The organism is Ruegeria sp. A4 (genome assembly GCF_056543025.1).
The window spans coordinates 1612374-1626512 of the sequence record NZ_JBQGAW010000001.1 but is presented as its reverse complement, the minus strand read 5'-3'; the positions used below and the strand labels follow the sequence as shown (position 1 = coordinate 1626512).

Below are 14139 nucleotides of genomic sequence, written 5' to 3'. Positions count from 1 at the left end.
CTTGGGAATCGCATATTGTCCTGTCAGACCTGCCGCAAGGCATCACGGATTTAGTTGACCCGAAAAGGATGAACGACATGAAACGCTTTGCATTGACACTCGCTGCGGCCATAGCGCTGGCGGTTCCGGCTTTGGCCGGCCCTCAATATATCGACGGCACAGGTTTTGCTGTTTCGGGTTATGATGTCGTTGCCTATCGCAGCCTGGATCAGATGCCGGTGGGCCAGTCGCAGCCCGAAGGTGTGCGCGGAAATGCCAACATCACCGCCGAATACAACGGTGCGACCTGGGCTTTTGCGACCGAGGAAAACCGCGACAAATTTCTTGAAAACCCAGCATACTACGCGCCGCAATATGATGGGCACTGCGCTTACGGCGTGTCGCGTGGTGGCAAGGTTCCGGCAAATCCGAACCTGTGGCGGATCGTGGATGACAAGCTGTATCTCAACATCACCGACGTGGTCGTCGGATTTTTCGAGGAAGACATTCCAGGCAATATCAATCTTGCCGAAGGAAACTGGCCCGGTATCGAACCAAGCGACGCTTCTACCAATGTGATCCCGAAATTTACGTCTGAAGGCCCGATCGCAAACTGATCCGGCATCAAAAGAACCAAGCCCGGCTGGTCCAGCCGGGCTGAGGCCGTTACCCCGCAAGCCAGAATTGATCCCGAATATCCTGATCGGCATCAAACCTGATCCGCACGCTCTTGGCCCCCGGAAACTTCCGTTCGCGGATCGTATCGGGGATGATGACTTCTCCGGCGCCGGTGTCTTTTGACTGAAAGCTCAGAATTTCAGCCTCGGTGTGACGCGCGTTGGTCAGGACGGTCGTTGGCAAGGCCACGCGATTTGCCCCATGATGCACGGGCGTGGTGACAAAATAGGTCAGATGCCGCCCGTAACACCCGACCGCGTCGGGAACGTGATCCGAGACACATGCATCAGATCTGTCCTGAACATCCGCTTCATCCGGCATTTGTGGCAACCTCTGGTCGGGATTCAGCATCGCCTTGCAGGCGGCGATATCCTCCAGCGGAAGTTCGATGATTCGCTTTTTCAAGCGGGGTCGGCGTGGTTGCGGAGGGCCGGAACTGGCACCACCTTTTGTAACCAACCCTTCCTTGCGCAGAAAATCATATGCCGCTTTGGCGCGCGAAAAACCGGAACTGTCCCCATCCGTATGATCGGGATGTGAATGGAAGGCGATCTGCCTCCAGGCGTCCCTGATCTCTTGGGAACCGGCGCAGGGACTCAACCCCAGATCCGCCAACGCATCCGCGCGCGCCCGCACTTTATCGACAGGTTCCATACTCAAAACACTCTTTACAAACTACACAGAACCAGTGTGGTCACAGTCATAGTTTTGTCAAATTTCAGGGATGATTTGCCGGGCTGGCGACAACAATCGCGATGCTGAGATTCAATTGTCCCTCAAAGGCACTGTTTTAGGGGCGGGGTTGTGAAACAGTACACATCTTCTGAAACGACAAACGCCCGGGCGTAACCGTAACCCGGGCGAATCATTGGGTTTTTTGAAGGTCAGGCGACGTTTTCCAACTCAACGCTCGGTGTAATGCCCAGTGCAAAGCAGACATCGCGCGTCAGTTCGGGACGGTTCAGTGTATAGAAGTGCAGCTTGTCCACGCCGCCTTCGATCAGGTCTGAACACAGCTCTGTGCAAATTGCCGTGGCCAACAGATCCTCACGCCCATCGCGCACCGCCTTTTCAAACGCCTGTTCGACCCACTGGGGAATATGCGTGCCACAGCGCTTGGCGAAGTTGCGAGCACCTGCCCAGTTCTCGATCGGCAAGATGCCAGGCACGATCGGTTTGTCGATGCCGGCCTTGGCGCAAGCATCGCGGAACCGGAAAAAGGTCTCGGCTTCGAAGAAGAACTGTGTCAGCGCTTCGTCTGCGCCTGCGTCCAGCTTGGCCTTCAGCCAGTCCACATCCGCAGCCATGTTTGCAGCCTCGGGGTGGGTGTCGGGATAGGCCCCGACGCGGATGCTGAACATTTCGGTTTCGGCCAGTGCCTCGATCAGTTCTACTGAACTGGAAAACCCGTCGGGGTGCGGCACAAACTTGTCCTGACCCTTCGGCGGGTCGCCGCGCAGGGCGACGATGTCCTGCACGCCGGCGCGGGCAAAGGTGTCTGCGATCTCCAGCGTTTCCTGCCGCGAAGCATCGACGCAGGTCAGATGAGCGGCCACGTTCAGGCCCGATGACTTGTGCAGGGTCGAAACCGCGTCGCGCGTCAGTTCACGCGTCGTGCCGCCAGCGCCGTAGGTGACGGAAACAAAGCGGGGATCCAAAGGGGCCAATGTCTGGACCGTGTCCCAAAGGCGGAAAGAGGCTTCCAGAGTTTTGGGTGGAAAGAACTCGAAGGAAATTTCAGGTTTGGACATCGTGGCCTCACTGGATCAACTGAGCCTCTTGTGCCATGGCAAGCATTGTGAAACAAACTCATATTACTCAACAACAACATGAACGCTGTTTGAAATGCATATTGAATTCCGGCACCTGCGCACCATCAAGGCGATCCATGAATGCGGCGGGTTGGCCCGCGCCGCGGATCAGTTGAACATCACCCAGTCCGCATTGAGCCATCAAATCAAAGGGTTGGAGGATCAGGCCGGGGTCGAGCTGTTTCTGCGCCGCTCCAAACCCATGAAACTGTCGGCTGCCGGTTTGCGCCTGTTGCGATTGGCCGAGCAGATTCTGCCGCAGGTCGAAGCCGCCCAGAATGAATTTTCTTCGCTGCGGGACGGGCGCACAGGGCGGATGCATATAGCCATCGAGTGCCACGCCTGTTTCGAATGGCTGTTCCCGGTGCTCGAATCTTTCAGGAAATCCTGGGGTGACGTCGATGTCGATATCCGCCCCGGTCTGGCCTTCGACGCGCTTCCGGCCTTGCAGAAGGAAGAGGTCGATCTGGTGGTCTCGTCCGATCCCGAAGACCTGCCGGGCGTCGAATTTGTCGAACTTTTTGATTATAACGCTGTGTTTGTGGCCGCTTCGACCCATCCCCTGGCCAAGAAAGACTATATCGAGGCCGAGGATTTTCGCGGTCAGACCCTGATCACCTATCCGGTGGAACGCACGCGTCTGGATGTGTTCAGCCAGCTGTTGATCCCGGCGCGGGTTGAGCCTGCAACGATCCGGCAGGTGGAACTGACCGCCGTCATCCTGCTGCTGGTCGCATCGAACCGGGGCATTTCAGTGCTGCCGGATTGGGTCGTGCGCGAGGTCAAATACAACTCGGACTACGTTACCCGACCCTTGACGAAAGAGGGCATTACACGGCGTCTCTATGCCGCCGTCCGGTCGGAAGATCTGGAGAAACCCTTTGTGCAGGAACTGGTGAAACTGGCTCGGGAAGAAGCGCGCAAGCTGCAATCCCAGTAACGGCGTTTCCTGCGGGTCTGTTATGCGCATCATTCCTCTTGGCAAGGGCGCATTGCGGCAGTATACGCGCGGTTTGACCGGACAGGAGCCTTTTGACAATGGTTGGCAGCGCAAATCTCAACATCATGATCAAGGCCGCGCGCAAGGCGGGGCGTTCTTTGGTCAAGGATTTCCGTGAAGTCGAGAATCTGCAGGTGTCGATGAAAGGCGCCGGAGATTTCGTCTCGAAGGCCGACATTGCCGCCGAAGCCATCCTGAAAGAAGAGCTGCTGGGCGCACGGCCGACCTATGGCTGGCTGGCCGAAGAGGGCGGTTCCATCGATGGCGAGGATCCGACCCGCCGCTGGATCGTCGACCCGCTGGACGGCACCACCAATTTCCTGCACGGCCTGCCGCATTGGGCGATTTCCATAGCCCTGGAACACAAGGGCAAGATCGTTGCCGGCGTGATCTATGACGCCGCCAAGGACGAGATGTTCTTTGCTGAAAAAGGTGAGGGCGCCTGGATGAACGACACCCGTATTCGCGTGTCGGGTCGTCATCGCATGATTGAATCGGTCTTCGCGACCGGTCTGCCCTTTGGTGGCCGCTCGGACCTGCCTGCGACTTTGCAGGATCTGGCGCGTCTGATGCCCGCCTGCGCCGGTGTGCGTCGTTGGGGCGCCGCCGCGCTGGACATGGCATATGTGGCCGCGGGCCGGTACGAAGGCTTCTGGGAGCGCCGCCTGAATGCGTGGGATCTGGCCGCCGGTGTGATCATCGTCAAAGAGGCTGGCGGTTTCGTGCAGGCGCTGAACCCTGAAGGCAACGTGCTGGACGATGGTGAAGTGATCTGTTCGAACGAACCGATCTTCGATCAGTTCGCCAAGGTGATCCGGGGCTAGGCGCCCTTTGAACCGGCTTTAGCGGCGCGGAACGCGCGGAATGCGGGATTGTGACAACTTGTACTTCGCCTCCGGGTGGGGCGGGTGTCCATGGGTGCGATCCCAGAACTGAATTCCGCCGCGTCTCAGCCACAGCGGTATGCACAGGATCAGGCCAACGGCAAACCCCCCGGTATGGGCCCAATAGGCGATGCCGCCTTCGTCCGGATTGCTGGTGACGCTGCCAAAGAACTGTATCGCCAGCCAGACGCCCAGCATGATGAAGGCGGGAATGGTAAAGACCCTGAAATAGACGATCAGGATCAGCAGGATATCCACGCGTGCTTTCGGGAACAGCAACAGATACCCGCCCATCACGCCCGCAATCGCGCCCGAGGCCCCAACAGTGGGAACTTGGGACTCGGGCCCGGTGATGACGTGAATCAGGCCCGCGCCGATTCCAGCTGCCATGTAAAACAGCAGGAAGGGCAGATGGCCCATCTCGTCTTCCAGATTGTCACCGAAGATCCACAGAAACAGCATGTTGCCCGCCAGGTGCATCCACCCCCCGTGCAGGAACATGGATGTCACCAGGGTTTCCAGCCCGAACCCGTCGCTGACCCGCGCCGGGATGATGGCGTAGTCGAAAAACAGCCTGCCGATCCGTGGGCCATCATCCATGATCCCGGCATAGCTGAGGAAGATCAGGATATTGGCCGCCAGCAAGGCATAGACAACATAAGGTGTGCGCCCCGAGGGGTTATGGTCGCGGATCGGAAACATGCCTTGACGCTGGGCTTTTGTGCGCCCAGCGTCAAGGCAAGCTTATGCCGCACCTCCCAACAAAGCGGCGTTTCCGCCCGCCGCGGTCGTGTCGACGCAGACATGGCGTTCACCCAGAACACGCGCGCGGTCGGGCTTGCCGGGTATAAGCGGCAGAATCGGGCCGTCGCGGCGCGCCAGATGCTGTTCGATCTGCCGGGCTGTTTCGTCGTCTCCCCACCACAACACGCCCGAAATGCCGGTCAGGTTTTCCAACCGGTGCAGGTCAAGCATCCCGGTCGCCTGAATGGCGGTGCCACCCAGCGCGTGTACAGCATCGGCCTGCGCACGCGCTGCGGCCTCTCCGGGCCCCATGCACAACAAGGGCGGGCGTGGGTATTCGCTCAGGCGGTTCGATTCACCGGTTGGGCCGGGCAGGGACCGGGTATTGACCGGCGCAGGTTGACCTTGTGCCGCAGGCAGATCAGCCACGGCGCCCCAGGTATCCGCCGTGCTTTGACGGTCGGGAGCGCAGAACCGGATCATGTAGTTCGGCCCGCCCGCCTTGGGGCCCGTGCCTGACAATCCTTCGCCACCAAAGGGTTGAGACCCGACGATGGCGCCTATCTGGTTGCGGTTCACATAGATGTTGCCCGCATGGATCGCCTCGGTCACATGCTGCACGCGGTCGTCGATGCGGGTGTGCAGGCCGAAGGTCAGGCCGTATCCGGTGGCGTTGATATCGGCGATGATCTTGTCGATCTCTTGCGACTTGAACCGGGCGACGTGCAGCACCGGGCCGAACACCTCGCGTTCCAGCGCGGCGATGCCGGGGATCTCGATCAGTGTCGGAGCAACAAAGATACCTTCGGGCGGCAACGGAAGCTCTTTCAGCACCCGCCCTTCGTGGCGCGCCTTGGTCACGTGCTCGGCGATGCCCTGACGGGCCTGTTCGTCGATCACCGGTCCGCAATCCGTCGACAAAAGCCAGGGATCGCCGACCGACAGCGCATCCATCGCTCCTTTGAGCATGGTCAGAACGTCATCGGCGATATCTTCCTGCAAATACAGGCAGCGCAGGGCGGAACAGCGCTGGCCCGCCGACTGAAAGGCGCTTTCGATGATCGACTGCACGGCTTGTTCAGGAAGGGCGGTGCTGTCGACGATCATCGCATTCAGACCGCCGGTTTCCGCGATCAGCGGCCTACCGAGGCGCATGGATCCGGCCATCGCCGCCCGGATTTTCAGCGCGGTGGCTGTTGACCCTGTGAAGGCCACGCCCGAGATGCGCGGATCCGACGTCAGCGCCGCACCCACGGCGGGCCCACCCGGCAACAGTTGCAGCACATCGCGTGGTACCCCCGCCTCGTGCATAAGCTGAATGGCACGATGTGCGATCAGGGGCGTCTGGGGCGCAGGCTTGGCCAGAACCGCGTTTCCGGTTGCCAGCGCAGCAGAGATCTGCCCAGAGAAAATCGCCAGCGGGAAGTTCCACGGGCTGATGCAGGTGAAAATCCCCGCGGGTTCGGCATCGGGGATGTTGGCTGCATAGTAACGCAGGAAATCCACCGCCTCGCGCAGTTCGGCCACCGCATCGGGCAGCGACTTCCCGGCCTCACGTGCCAGCAGGGCAAACAACTCGCCATAATGGGCTTCGTAAAGATCGGCTGCGGCATTGAGGATGCGGGCGCGTTGGGCAGCGGGGGCATCCCAGGGGTTGGCCGAGGCCAATGCCATTTCCACATCCGCCGCGCTGGCTGGGGCCACCGCGCCGGGCCTGTCCTGCGGCCGTGCCGGATTGATCACCGGCTCATCCGCATCGGGTTTGGCCGCATCGGCCAGCAAGGGTTGCGCATACCAGTGATGGGCGCGGAACTGATCCCGTGCCGCATCAATCTGATCCAGGGTAGGTGTGTGATGCAGGTCAAAACCCTTGGAATTCGGTCTTTCAGGCTGGAACAACTCCGGCCCGGTCGGCAGTGCGGGCGGAGGGGTCCGGACCGCAACAAACGGATCGGCAGCGACCACTTCCGGTGGCACATCCTCGTCCACAATCTGGTTGACGAAGGATGAATTCGCGCCGTTCTCCAACAAGCGCCGAACCAGATAAGCCAGCAAGTCGCGATGTGCCCCCACAGGTGCATAGATGCGGCACCGGGTGTTCTGCTTTTCCATCACGATCTGATGCAAGGTCTCGCCCATGCCGTGCAGGCGCTGGAACTCGAACGGTTGATCTTTGGCCATGTGAAGGATGGCGCTGACCGTGTGCGCGTTGTGCGTGGCAAATTGCGGATAGATCCGATCGGTCAGGCCCAGCAGTTTGCGTGCATTGGCGATATAGGAGACGTCGGTTGCCGCCTTGTGCGTGAAGACGGGAAAGCCATCCACCCCCTCGACCTGCGCGCGTTTGATCTCGGTATCCCAGTAGGCGCCTTTGACCAATCGCACCATAATCCGGCGATCGTGACGTTCGGCCATGCCATGCAGCGTATCCAGGACCAGGCCAGCGCGCGGGCCATAGGCCTGAACCACGATGCCAAACCCGTGCCATCCGGCAAGGGCCGGGTCGGACATCACCGCCTCGATCACCTGCAACGACAGCGACAGACGATCCGCCTCTTCTGCATCGACGTTCAGGCCCATTCCGGCCGCCTTGGCCAGCAGGGCCAGCGCCCGCAGCCGCGGCACCAGCTCGTCCATCACACGCTGTTCCTGTGCCAGCTCATAACGGGGATGCAGGGCGGACAGTTTTACCGAAATGCCCGGGTTGGCGCGGATATCGTCATGGGTGCAGGCCTCGGCAATGGCCGAGATGGCGCGGGAATAGGACAGGTGATAGCGCGCCGCGTCCGCTTCGGTCCGGGCCGCTTCGCCCAGCATGTCGTAGGAATAGGTATAGCCTTTCTCCTCCATCCCGCGTGCGCGGTCCATGGCGGACTGAATGGTTTCCCCCAGAACGAACTGCCGGCCCATCTCTTTCATCGCGCGTGCCACGGCAGTGCGGATCACCGGCTCGCCCAGCCGCTTGATCGCACCGCGCAGCGCCCCGACCGGAGACGCCTTGCCCTCGTCCAGCACCTTTCCGGTCAACATCAGCGCCCATGTCGAGGCGTTCACCAGCGAGGACGAGGATTGCCCCAGATGCTTGCCCCAATCGGAGGGCGCGATCTTGTCTTCGATCAGCGCGTCAATTGTGTCGGCATCCGGCACGCGCAGCAACGCTTCGGCCAGACACATCAGGGCGATGCCTTCGTCGGTGGATAGGCCATATTCGGCCAGAAACACCTCCATCAACCCCGGAGAAGTGCTGGACCGGATGTCGCGCACAAGCTGCGCAGCCGCGGCGCCAATGGCGCTGCGATCCGTGTCCGTCAGGCTGGCCTGAGAGATCAGTGTCTCAAGAACTGCCGACTGATCGGCATAGGTGGAAGTATCGATGAGGGTGCGCAGGCTGTGTGACATATGTCCTCCGGTCTTTGCGATAATATAATGTGGAAAAATCAGGACAACGGACTGAGTTTGATGTAATTGAAGGAGAACGATCTGAATTTTTGGTAGCGGACAGTTCAAATGAGTTTTCCTGATCTTGATCGGTTTGACCGGTCGATTCTAAGGATTCTGGCCGAGGACGGCCGTATCTCGGTGGCCGATCTTGCGCGCGAGATCGGGCTGTCGAAATCTCCGACGCAGGCGCGGCTCAAACGGCTGGAGGCGAGCGGAGTGATCACGGGCTATCGGGCGATGCTGGATCCGATCCGGCTGGGGCTGGATCACGTCGCGTTTGTCGAGGTGCGTTTGACCGATACCCGCGAAAAGGCGCTGGCCGAGTTCAACGCAGCCGTCCGCAAAACCGCCGAGGTCGAGCAGGCGCATATGATCGCGTCCAATTTTGACTATCTTCTGAAAGTGCGCACCGCCACGATGTCGGAATACCGCCGTGTATTGGCCGAGAAGATCTCGTCTCTGCCGCATGTCGCCAATACCTCAACTTTTGTTGCGATGGAGGCCGTGAAGGAAACCGGTATGCTGGGCGGTTTTGAACATCAGCCTTGACGCGGCGGAATTATGGCCCACCCTTGTTTCGTGATGCGAACCTATGCTGCAACGTTTATTCTGATCGCGTGTTCATGCTCGGCCATGGCCGAGACATGCCCCACGGCTCCGGATCATATCGAAGGGGTGGATGCGCTGATCAAGCAGGTCCAGAAGGCGCAATCGCAAAGCGACGCCCGGGTCATCTCGAATAAAATGTGGGAACTTTGGACGGACGCGCCGGATGCCCGGTCACAGACATTGCTGGATCGGGGAATGGCGCGACGAGAGGCGTGGGATTTGTCGGGCGCATTGGACGATTTCAACCAACTTGTCGAATATTGCCCGGATTACGCCGAAGGTTACAATCAGCGGGCTTTCGTAAACTACCTGAGGCAGGATTTTGATGCGGCATTGCGCGATCTGAATGTCACGATCGAAATGTCGCCAAACCATATCGGTGCGCTGAGTGGGCGGGCTTTGTCCCTGTTGGGGTTGAGGCGCCTGGAAGACGCGCGCGCAGCACTGTCCGAGGCGCTTGAGCTCAACCCGTGGCTGTCCGAGCGGGCTTTGTTGGAGCCGGGCGGCCTTCTGGAACCGCCCGGAGAAGATATCTGACAGCCGGATCGGGCAAGTTTGGAAGCCGGTCGCAAATCGCCAAACAGGTGCCTTCCGCGGCCGCCTCGGGGACTGGGCCGCCGTAATCAGAAGGGCAAATGGGTCACAAAGCCGTCAGCGTGACAGTATCCGACGCTTTTCGGCCATGGCTTCGCGACGCCGCTGCTCGATCCCGAGTTTGAAAGATTCTTCAACAAAGTCGATGTGATCCTTTGCCGCTTTTTCGGCCCGCTTTTCATCCCCTTCGATCACCGCGCGACCAAGTTCGAGATGTTGTTGCAGCAGCTTTTCGCCGGTCCCGTCAATCGTGCGCAGGAAGTCACGATTGTAGAAAACGCCCTTGCGGGTGAGTTCGTAGATCGACGCCATCATGTGGATCAGGGTCGCGTTCTGGCTGGCATCCACAATGGCTGAATGCAGCGCAAAGTCCGCCTCTTGCGAAGCCTTGGCGTCCTGCTCCTGCCAGGCACGCTCGTTTTCATCAAGGATCTCGGAAATCCGTTCCTTGTCTGCCTTGGTGGCGCGACGTGCGGCAAGCCGGGCCGCGAAACCTTCCTGCTCGCGGCGATACTCCAGATAGTCGAAGAAAGCCGGCTCGTGGCGTTCGTACAAAGCAAGAAGCGCGGGCATCATGGCTTGTCCGGTCAGGGCCGCGACGAATGTCCCCTCACCGTGTTGCGTTGTGACCAGACCGCGTTCTTCCAGCACCTGAAGGGCCTCGCGCAGCTTCGGGCGCGACACGCGCAACATCTCGGCCAGATCGCGCTCGGAAGGCAGTTTTCGGCCCTGCTTCAGGATGCCCGAAGCGATCAGGTCCTCGACCTGTGAAACCACCGCATCAGCCAGCGATTCGTGTCCAACCGGTTCAAAAATCGCCGTGGTGTTCATGAGATGCTGCCCCGTGTGACGCTAAAGTAACAAGAATAACTGGTAAATAAAGATAACCATATCCGTTCAAATTTCAAGCGCGAGGCTATTCTCCCCGGATGTGAATTACGTGTTTGTTTCTGAATGATTTTTGGAGAATCTGTTGGTTTTTGATGCAGTCATATCGGGATTTTGCAGGGCTTGTAGAAGGCGAGATTCCAGTTTCGGTTAGCGCCAGTGGTAAACAAAGTTATTGACTGGTTTAAGCTGGTAAAGTTAGTTTACCACCGGAGCGGCGCTGGAAGAGCCTGCGCCACTGATCGGAGAAAACCCGACCAACCCTGGAGGAGATTTCATGAAGAAGACCCTGACAAGCCTGGCCGTGGCCGCCAGCCTGCTGGCGGCCCCCGCAGTTGCGGCGGACAAGCTGCTGCTGAAAACACCGATTGCCTTTTCGACCGAACTGCCGGGCCTGGGTTCGCCTATTCCACGTGTGGCTGATCAGCTGGAACTGATGTCCGGCGGCACGCTGAAGATGAAGGTGTACGAGCCGGGAAAACTGGTGCCGCCCTTCGAAATTCTGGACGCCGTGTCCACCGGCAAGATCAACTCGGGTTACACCACGGCCGGTTACTGGGCCGGAAAAATCCCGGCTGCGCCGCTGTTCTCGGCCGTGCCGTTCGGCCCCGAGGCGGGCGAATACATGGCTTGGCTGTATTATGGCAACGGCATGACCCTGTATCAGGAGATGTATGATCAGGCCGGTTACAACGTCAAAGTACTGCCCTGTGCCATCATCGCGCCGGAAACCTCGGGCTGGTTCGCGTCCGAAATCAATTCGCCCGAGGACCTGAACGGGCTGAAGATGCGTTTCTTTGGTCTGGGCGGCAAGGTGATGCAAAAACTGGGTGTGGCGACCTCGCTGCTGCCAGGTGGCGAGATCTTCCCCGCATTGGAAAAAGGCGCGATTGACGCGACCGAGTTTTCAATGCCTGCCATCGACGCGCGCCTGGGCTTCCACAAGCTGGTCAAGTTCAACTATTTCCCCGGCTGGCATCAGCAGGCGACCGTGTTTGAACTGCTGATCAACAAGGACGTCTGGAACGAAACCAGCGATCAGCACAAGGCAATCATCGAAAGCGCCTGCAAGGCTTCGATGGCGGACAGCTTTGCCGAAGGCGAAGCCATCCAGCACGCGGCCCTGATCGACAACGTTGAAAACAACGGCGTCACCATCAAGCAGTGGTCGCCCGAGATGCTGGATACCTTCCGCGCGACCTGGGAAGAGGTTGCCGCAGAAGAAGCCGCCAATGATGCCTTCTTTGCCAAGGTTCTGGCCGACATGAACGAATTCCGTGACGGCTATAACCTCTGGAAGACGAACGCCTTCCTCCCACGTCAGTAATCTCTCCCTCACTGACGTTGCCGGGGCGGCCCGATCCGCCGCTCCGGTTCCTGCTTTTCGATCTTCGGACTTTCTAACCTTTCACTGCCCGTATTCCGGGTTGCTGAGCGAGGAATGACCATGACCACCCAAAAGAACCTCAACGATCCGGTCGAAGCCTATGAAGGCATCCTGGAACACCCCGATTCCGACCGCCAGAAAATCGCCGTCGCGATCGATGCCGGGGTAAAGGCTGTGGGTCATGTCGTCATGTGGGCCAATGTCCTGCTGATGGGCGCGATCTTCGCACAGGTCTCGTTGCGCTACCTGCTCAGCCAGAACTACCCGAAACTGGATGAGATCCAGTGGCATTTCTATGGAATCGTCACGATGATCGGCATCTCGTATGCCTTGATCACCGACAGCCATGTGCGTGTGGACGTCCTGCATATGCAGCTTTCGCGCCGCGCGCAGCGGATCATCGAGGTGATCGGCATCCTGACCCTGCTGACCCCGTTCATCTATCTGATGGTCGATCAGGGCTATGATTATTTCTACGAAAGCTTCCGCGTCAACGAACGCTCGGACAGCCCAACCGGCCTGCCTGCGCGTTGGGCTTTCAAGGCGGTCATTCCGATCAGCTTTGTGCTGTTGGCGCTGGCCGCGTTGGCACGGTTGATCCATGACGGGCACGCGCTGATCTACGGGCCGGCCTCAGAACGTGAAGGCGCGCCGCTGCGCCGTATTCTTCTGGTACTGGCGGTATTCGCTGCCGTCTGCGTCGGCCTGACCTTCCTGGTCGAAACGACCGAGGAAAAGCTGGTCATCGCGATGTTCCTGACCTTCATCGCGCTTTTGTTCACCGGTTACCCGGTGGCGTGGGTGCTGGCCGGTGTCGGCGTCGCCTATTGCGGTCTGGCTTATCTGTTCGACAACGATCTGATGCTGTGGACCGGGTTGGAAAGCACCTTTACCGGGCTTGATTACCTGACCCTGGGTGCTGTGGTGAACCGGGTCTACGCGACCATGTCCAACGCGGTTCTGGTTGCGCTCCCGATGTTCATCTTCATGGGGCTGATGCTGGACGAATCCGGAGTGGCCGAGCGTCTGATGTCCTCGATGCAGCGCCTGTTCGGGACGGTGCGCGGAGGACTGGCCATCACCGTGACCCTGATCGGGATCATTCTGGCGGCCTCGACCGGCATCATTGGTGCCTCGGTTGTTCTGCTGGGCGTGCTGTCGCTGCCGTCGATGATGCAGCAGAAGTACCAGCCGACGCTGGCGGCGGGCGTGGTTTCGGCCTCGGGGACATTGGGCATCCTTATCCCGCCCTCGATCATGCTGGTGATCATGGCCGATCAAATGGCCCTGTCAGTCGGTGACCTGTTCATGGCCGCGGTTTTCCCGGGCGTGATCATCGGCGCCTTGTATCTGACCTACATCTTCATTCTGGCTCTGGTGAAACGCGACGCGGCCCCCGTACCCGAAGGCGCGAAAGCCCCCGACTGGGCAGCCGTGAAGGACGTGCTGATCGCAGTCATCCCGACGCTGATGCTGATCCTTGCCGTGTTGGGGTCGATCTTTGCCGGTCTGACCACGCCAACCGAAGCGTCCGGCATCGGTGCCTTGGGTGCGACCCTGCTGGCGCTGGGCTATCGCAAGCTGACCTTTGCCAAGCTGTGGAACGTGCTGGTGTCGACCTTCAACACCACCGCCTATATCTTTGCGATCTTCCTCGGTGCGACCGTGTTCTCATACGTGCTGCGCGAGTTGGGCGGGGATGAGCTGATCGAACACGTGGTGCAATCCACCGGCTTTGGCGCCAACGGGACAATTCTGTTCATCCTGTTCATCGTCTTCCTGCTGGGCTTCGTACTGGACTGGATCGAGATCACGCTGATCGTGCTGCCCCTGATGCGCCCCATCGTGAACGGTCTGGGCATCGACATCCCCGGCTTTGGCGTTCTGGATGAACCGGCGCTGGTGTGGTTCGTGATCCTGGTTGCGGTGACGCTGCAAACCAGCTTCCTGACGCCGCCCGTTGGCTTTGCCTTGTTCTATCTCAAAGGTGTTTGCCCGCCCGAGATCAAGCTGACGCATATCTACAAGGGCATCATCCCATTTGTCCTGCTGCAATTGACCGGATTGGCGCTAGTGTTCCTGTGGCCGACCCTCGCCACCTGGTTGCCCTCGGTCGCCTACTAA

The 14139-nt window shown here is 59.5% G+C and carries 12 protein-coding genes; 7 read left to right on the top strand and 5 right to left on the bottom strand.

The features are described 5' to 3' along the window. Window positions 1–77 precede the first annotated feature (77 nt). Window positions 78–596 (top strand): YHS domain-containing (seleno)protein, encoded by a 519-nt coding sequence (locus ACR0E2_RS08000; protein ID WP_171232848.1) that lies wholly within the window; start codon window positions 78–80, stop codon window positions 594–596. Between the two features lie 49 nt (window positions 597–645). Here the strand turns inward: ACR0E2_RS08000 and ACR0E2_RS07995 are convergent, their stop codons facing one another. After that, window positions 646–1311, bottom strand: coding sequence for a J domain-containing protein (locus ACR0E2_RS07995; protein ID WP_480446023.1), 666 nt, complete (start codon window positions 1309–1311; stop codon window positions 646–648). 230 nt (window positions 1312–1541) lie between these two features. Then, a complete protein-coding gene (metF, locus tag ACR0E2_RS07990; RefSeq protein WP_480446022.1) occupies window positions 1542–2408 on the bottom strand; it encodes a methylenetetrahydrofolate reductase [NAD(P)H] in 867 nt (288 codons plus the stop codon). 94 nt (window positions 2409–2502) lie between these two features. On the opposite strand from metF, the gene ACR0E2_RS07985 reads away from it, so the two are divergent. Further along, the gene (locus ACR0E2_RS07985; RefSeq protein WP_171725953.1) at window positions 2503–3408 is read left to right on the top strand and encodes a LysR family transcriptional regulator; all 906 of its coding nucleotides are present in this window, start codon (window positions 2503–2505) and stop codon (window positions 3406–3408) included. Window positions 3409–3506: 98 nt separating this feature from the next. After that, window positions 3507–4292: an inositol monophosphatase family protein gene (locus tag ACR0E2_RS07980; RefSeq protein ID WP_480446021.1), complete on the top strand. Its 786-nt coding sequence runs from the start codon at window positions 3507–3509 to the stop codon at window positions 4290–4292. A gap of 18 nt (window positions 4293–4310) precedes the next feature. Here ACR0E2_RS07980 and ACR0E2_RS07975 read toward each other — a convergent pair whose 3' ends face one another. Then, window positions 4311–5054, bottom strand: a complete 744-nt coding sequence (locus ACR0E2_RS07975) for a rhomboid family intramembrane serine protease (protein ID WP_171329321.1) — start codon at window positions 5052–5054, stop codon at window positions 4311–4313. A gap of 42 nt (window positions 5055–5096) precedes the next feature. Further along, window positions 5097–8495 (bottom strand): bifunctional proline dehydrogenase/L-glutamate gamma-semialdehyde dehydrogenase PutA, encoded by a 3399-nt coding sequence (putA, locus tag ACR0E2_RS07970; RefSeq protein ID WP_480446020.1) that lies wholly within the window; start codon window positions 8493–8495, stop codon window positions 5097–5099. Window positions 8496–8603: 108 nt separating this feature from the next. On the opposite strand from putA, the gene ACR0E2_RS07965 reads away from it, so the two are divergent. Together ACR0E2_RS07965 and ACR0E2_RS07960 are read left to right on the top strand one after the other, a co-directional pair. After that, complete coding sequence (locus tag ACR0E2_RS07965; protein WP_152458934.1) at window positions 8604–9086, top strand: Lrp/AsnC family transcriptional regulator; 483 nt, start codon at window positions 8604–8606, stop codon at window positions 9084–9086. A gap of 84 nt (window positions 9087–9170) precedes the next feature. Continuing rightward, window positions 9171–9683 (top strand): tetratricopeptide repeat protein, encoded by a 513-nt coding sequence (locus tag ACR0E2_RS07960; protein ID WP_224854600.1) that lies wholly within the window; start codon window positions 9171–9173, stop codon window positions 9681–9683. Window positions 9684–9797: 114 nt separating this feature from the next. On the opposite strand, the gene ACR0E2_RS07955 is transcribed toward ACR0E2_RS07960, so the two are convergent. Beyond that, entirely contained in the window at window positions 9798–10571 is a 774-nt protein-coding gene (locus ACR0E2_RS07955) for a FadR/GntR family transcriptional regulator (protein ID WP_152458933.1), read from the bottom strand. 334 nt (window positions 10572–10905) lie between these two features. Here ACR0E2_RS07955 and ACR0E2_RS07950 point away from each other — a divergent pair, with 334 nt between their 5' ends. Continuing rightward, window positions 10906–11955, top strand: coding sequence for a TRAP transporter substrate-binding protein (locus ACR0E2_RS07950; protein ID WP_152458932.1), 1050 nt, complete (start codon window positions 10906–10908; stop codon window positions 11953–11955). A gap of 120 nt (window positions 11956–12075) precedes the next feature. Further along, window positions 12076–14139 (top strand): TRAP transporter large permease subunit, encoded by a 2064-nt coding sequence (locus ACR0E2_RS07945; RefSeq protein ID WP_152458931.1) that lies wholly within the window; start codon window positions 12076–12078, stop codon window positions 14137–14139.

Bases quoted from the DNA above. Each gene is read 5' to 3' on its own strand.
- ACR0E2_RS08000 (WP_171232848.1), top strand. From the start codon at position 78: ATGAAACGCTTTGCATTGACACTCGCTGCGGCCATAGCGCTGGCGGTT.
- ACR0E2_RS07995 (WP_480446023.1), bottom strand. From the start codon at position 1,311: ATGGAACCTGTCGATAAAGTGCGGGCGCGCGCGGATGCGTTGGCGGAT.
- metF (WP_480446022.1), bottom strand. From the start codon at position 2,408: ATGTCCAAACCTGAAATTTCCTTCGAGTTCTTTCCACCCAAAACTCTG.
- ACR0E2_RS07985 (WP_171725953.1), top strand. From the start codon at position 2,503: ATGCATATTGAATTCCGGCACCTGCGCACCATCAAGGCGATCCATGAA.
- ACR0E2_RS07980 (WP_480446021.1), top strand. From the start codon at position 3,507: ATGGTTGGCAGCGCAAATCTCAACATCATGATCAAGGCCGCGCGCAAG.
- ACR0E2_RS07975 (WP_171329321.1), bottom strand. From the start codon at position 5,054: ATGTTTCCGATCCGCGACCATAACCCCTCGGGGCGCACACCTTATGTT.
- putA (WP_480446020.1), bottom strand. From the start codon at position 8,495: ATGTCACACAGCCTGCGCACCCTCATCGATACTTCCACCTATGCCGAT.
- ACR0E2_RS07965 (WP_152458934.1), top strand. From the start codon at position 8,604: ATGAGTTTTCCTGATCTTGATCGGTTTGACCGGTCGATTCTAAGGATT.
- ACR0E2_RS07960 (WP_224854600.1), top strand. From the start codon at position 9,171: ATGGCCGAGACATGCCCCACGGCTCCGGATCATATCGAAGGGGTGGAT.
- ACR0E2_RS07955 (WP_152458933.1), bottom strand. From the start codon at position 10,571: ATGAACACCACGGCGATTTTTGAACCGGTTGGACACGAATCGCTGGCT.
- ACR0E2_RS07950 (WP_152458932.1), top strand. From the start codon at position 10,906: ATGAAGAAGACCCTGACAAGCCTGGCCGTGGCCGCCAGCCTGCTGGCG.
- ACR0E2_RS07945 (WP_152458931.1), top strand. From the start codon at position 12,076: ATGACCACCCAAAAGAACCTCAACGATCCGGTCGAAGCCTATGAAGGC.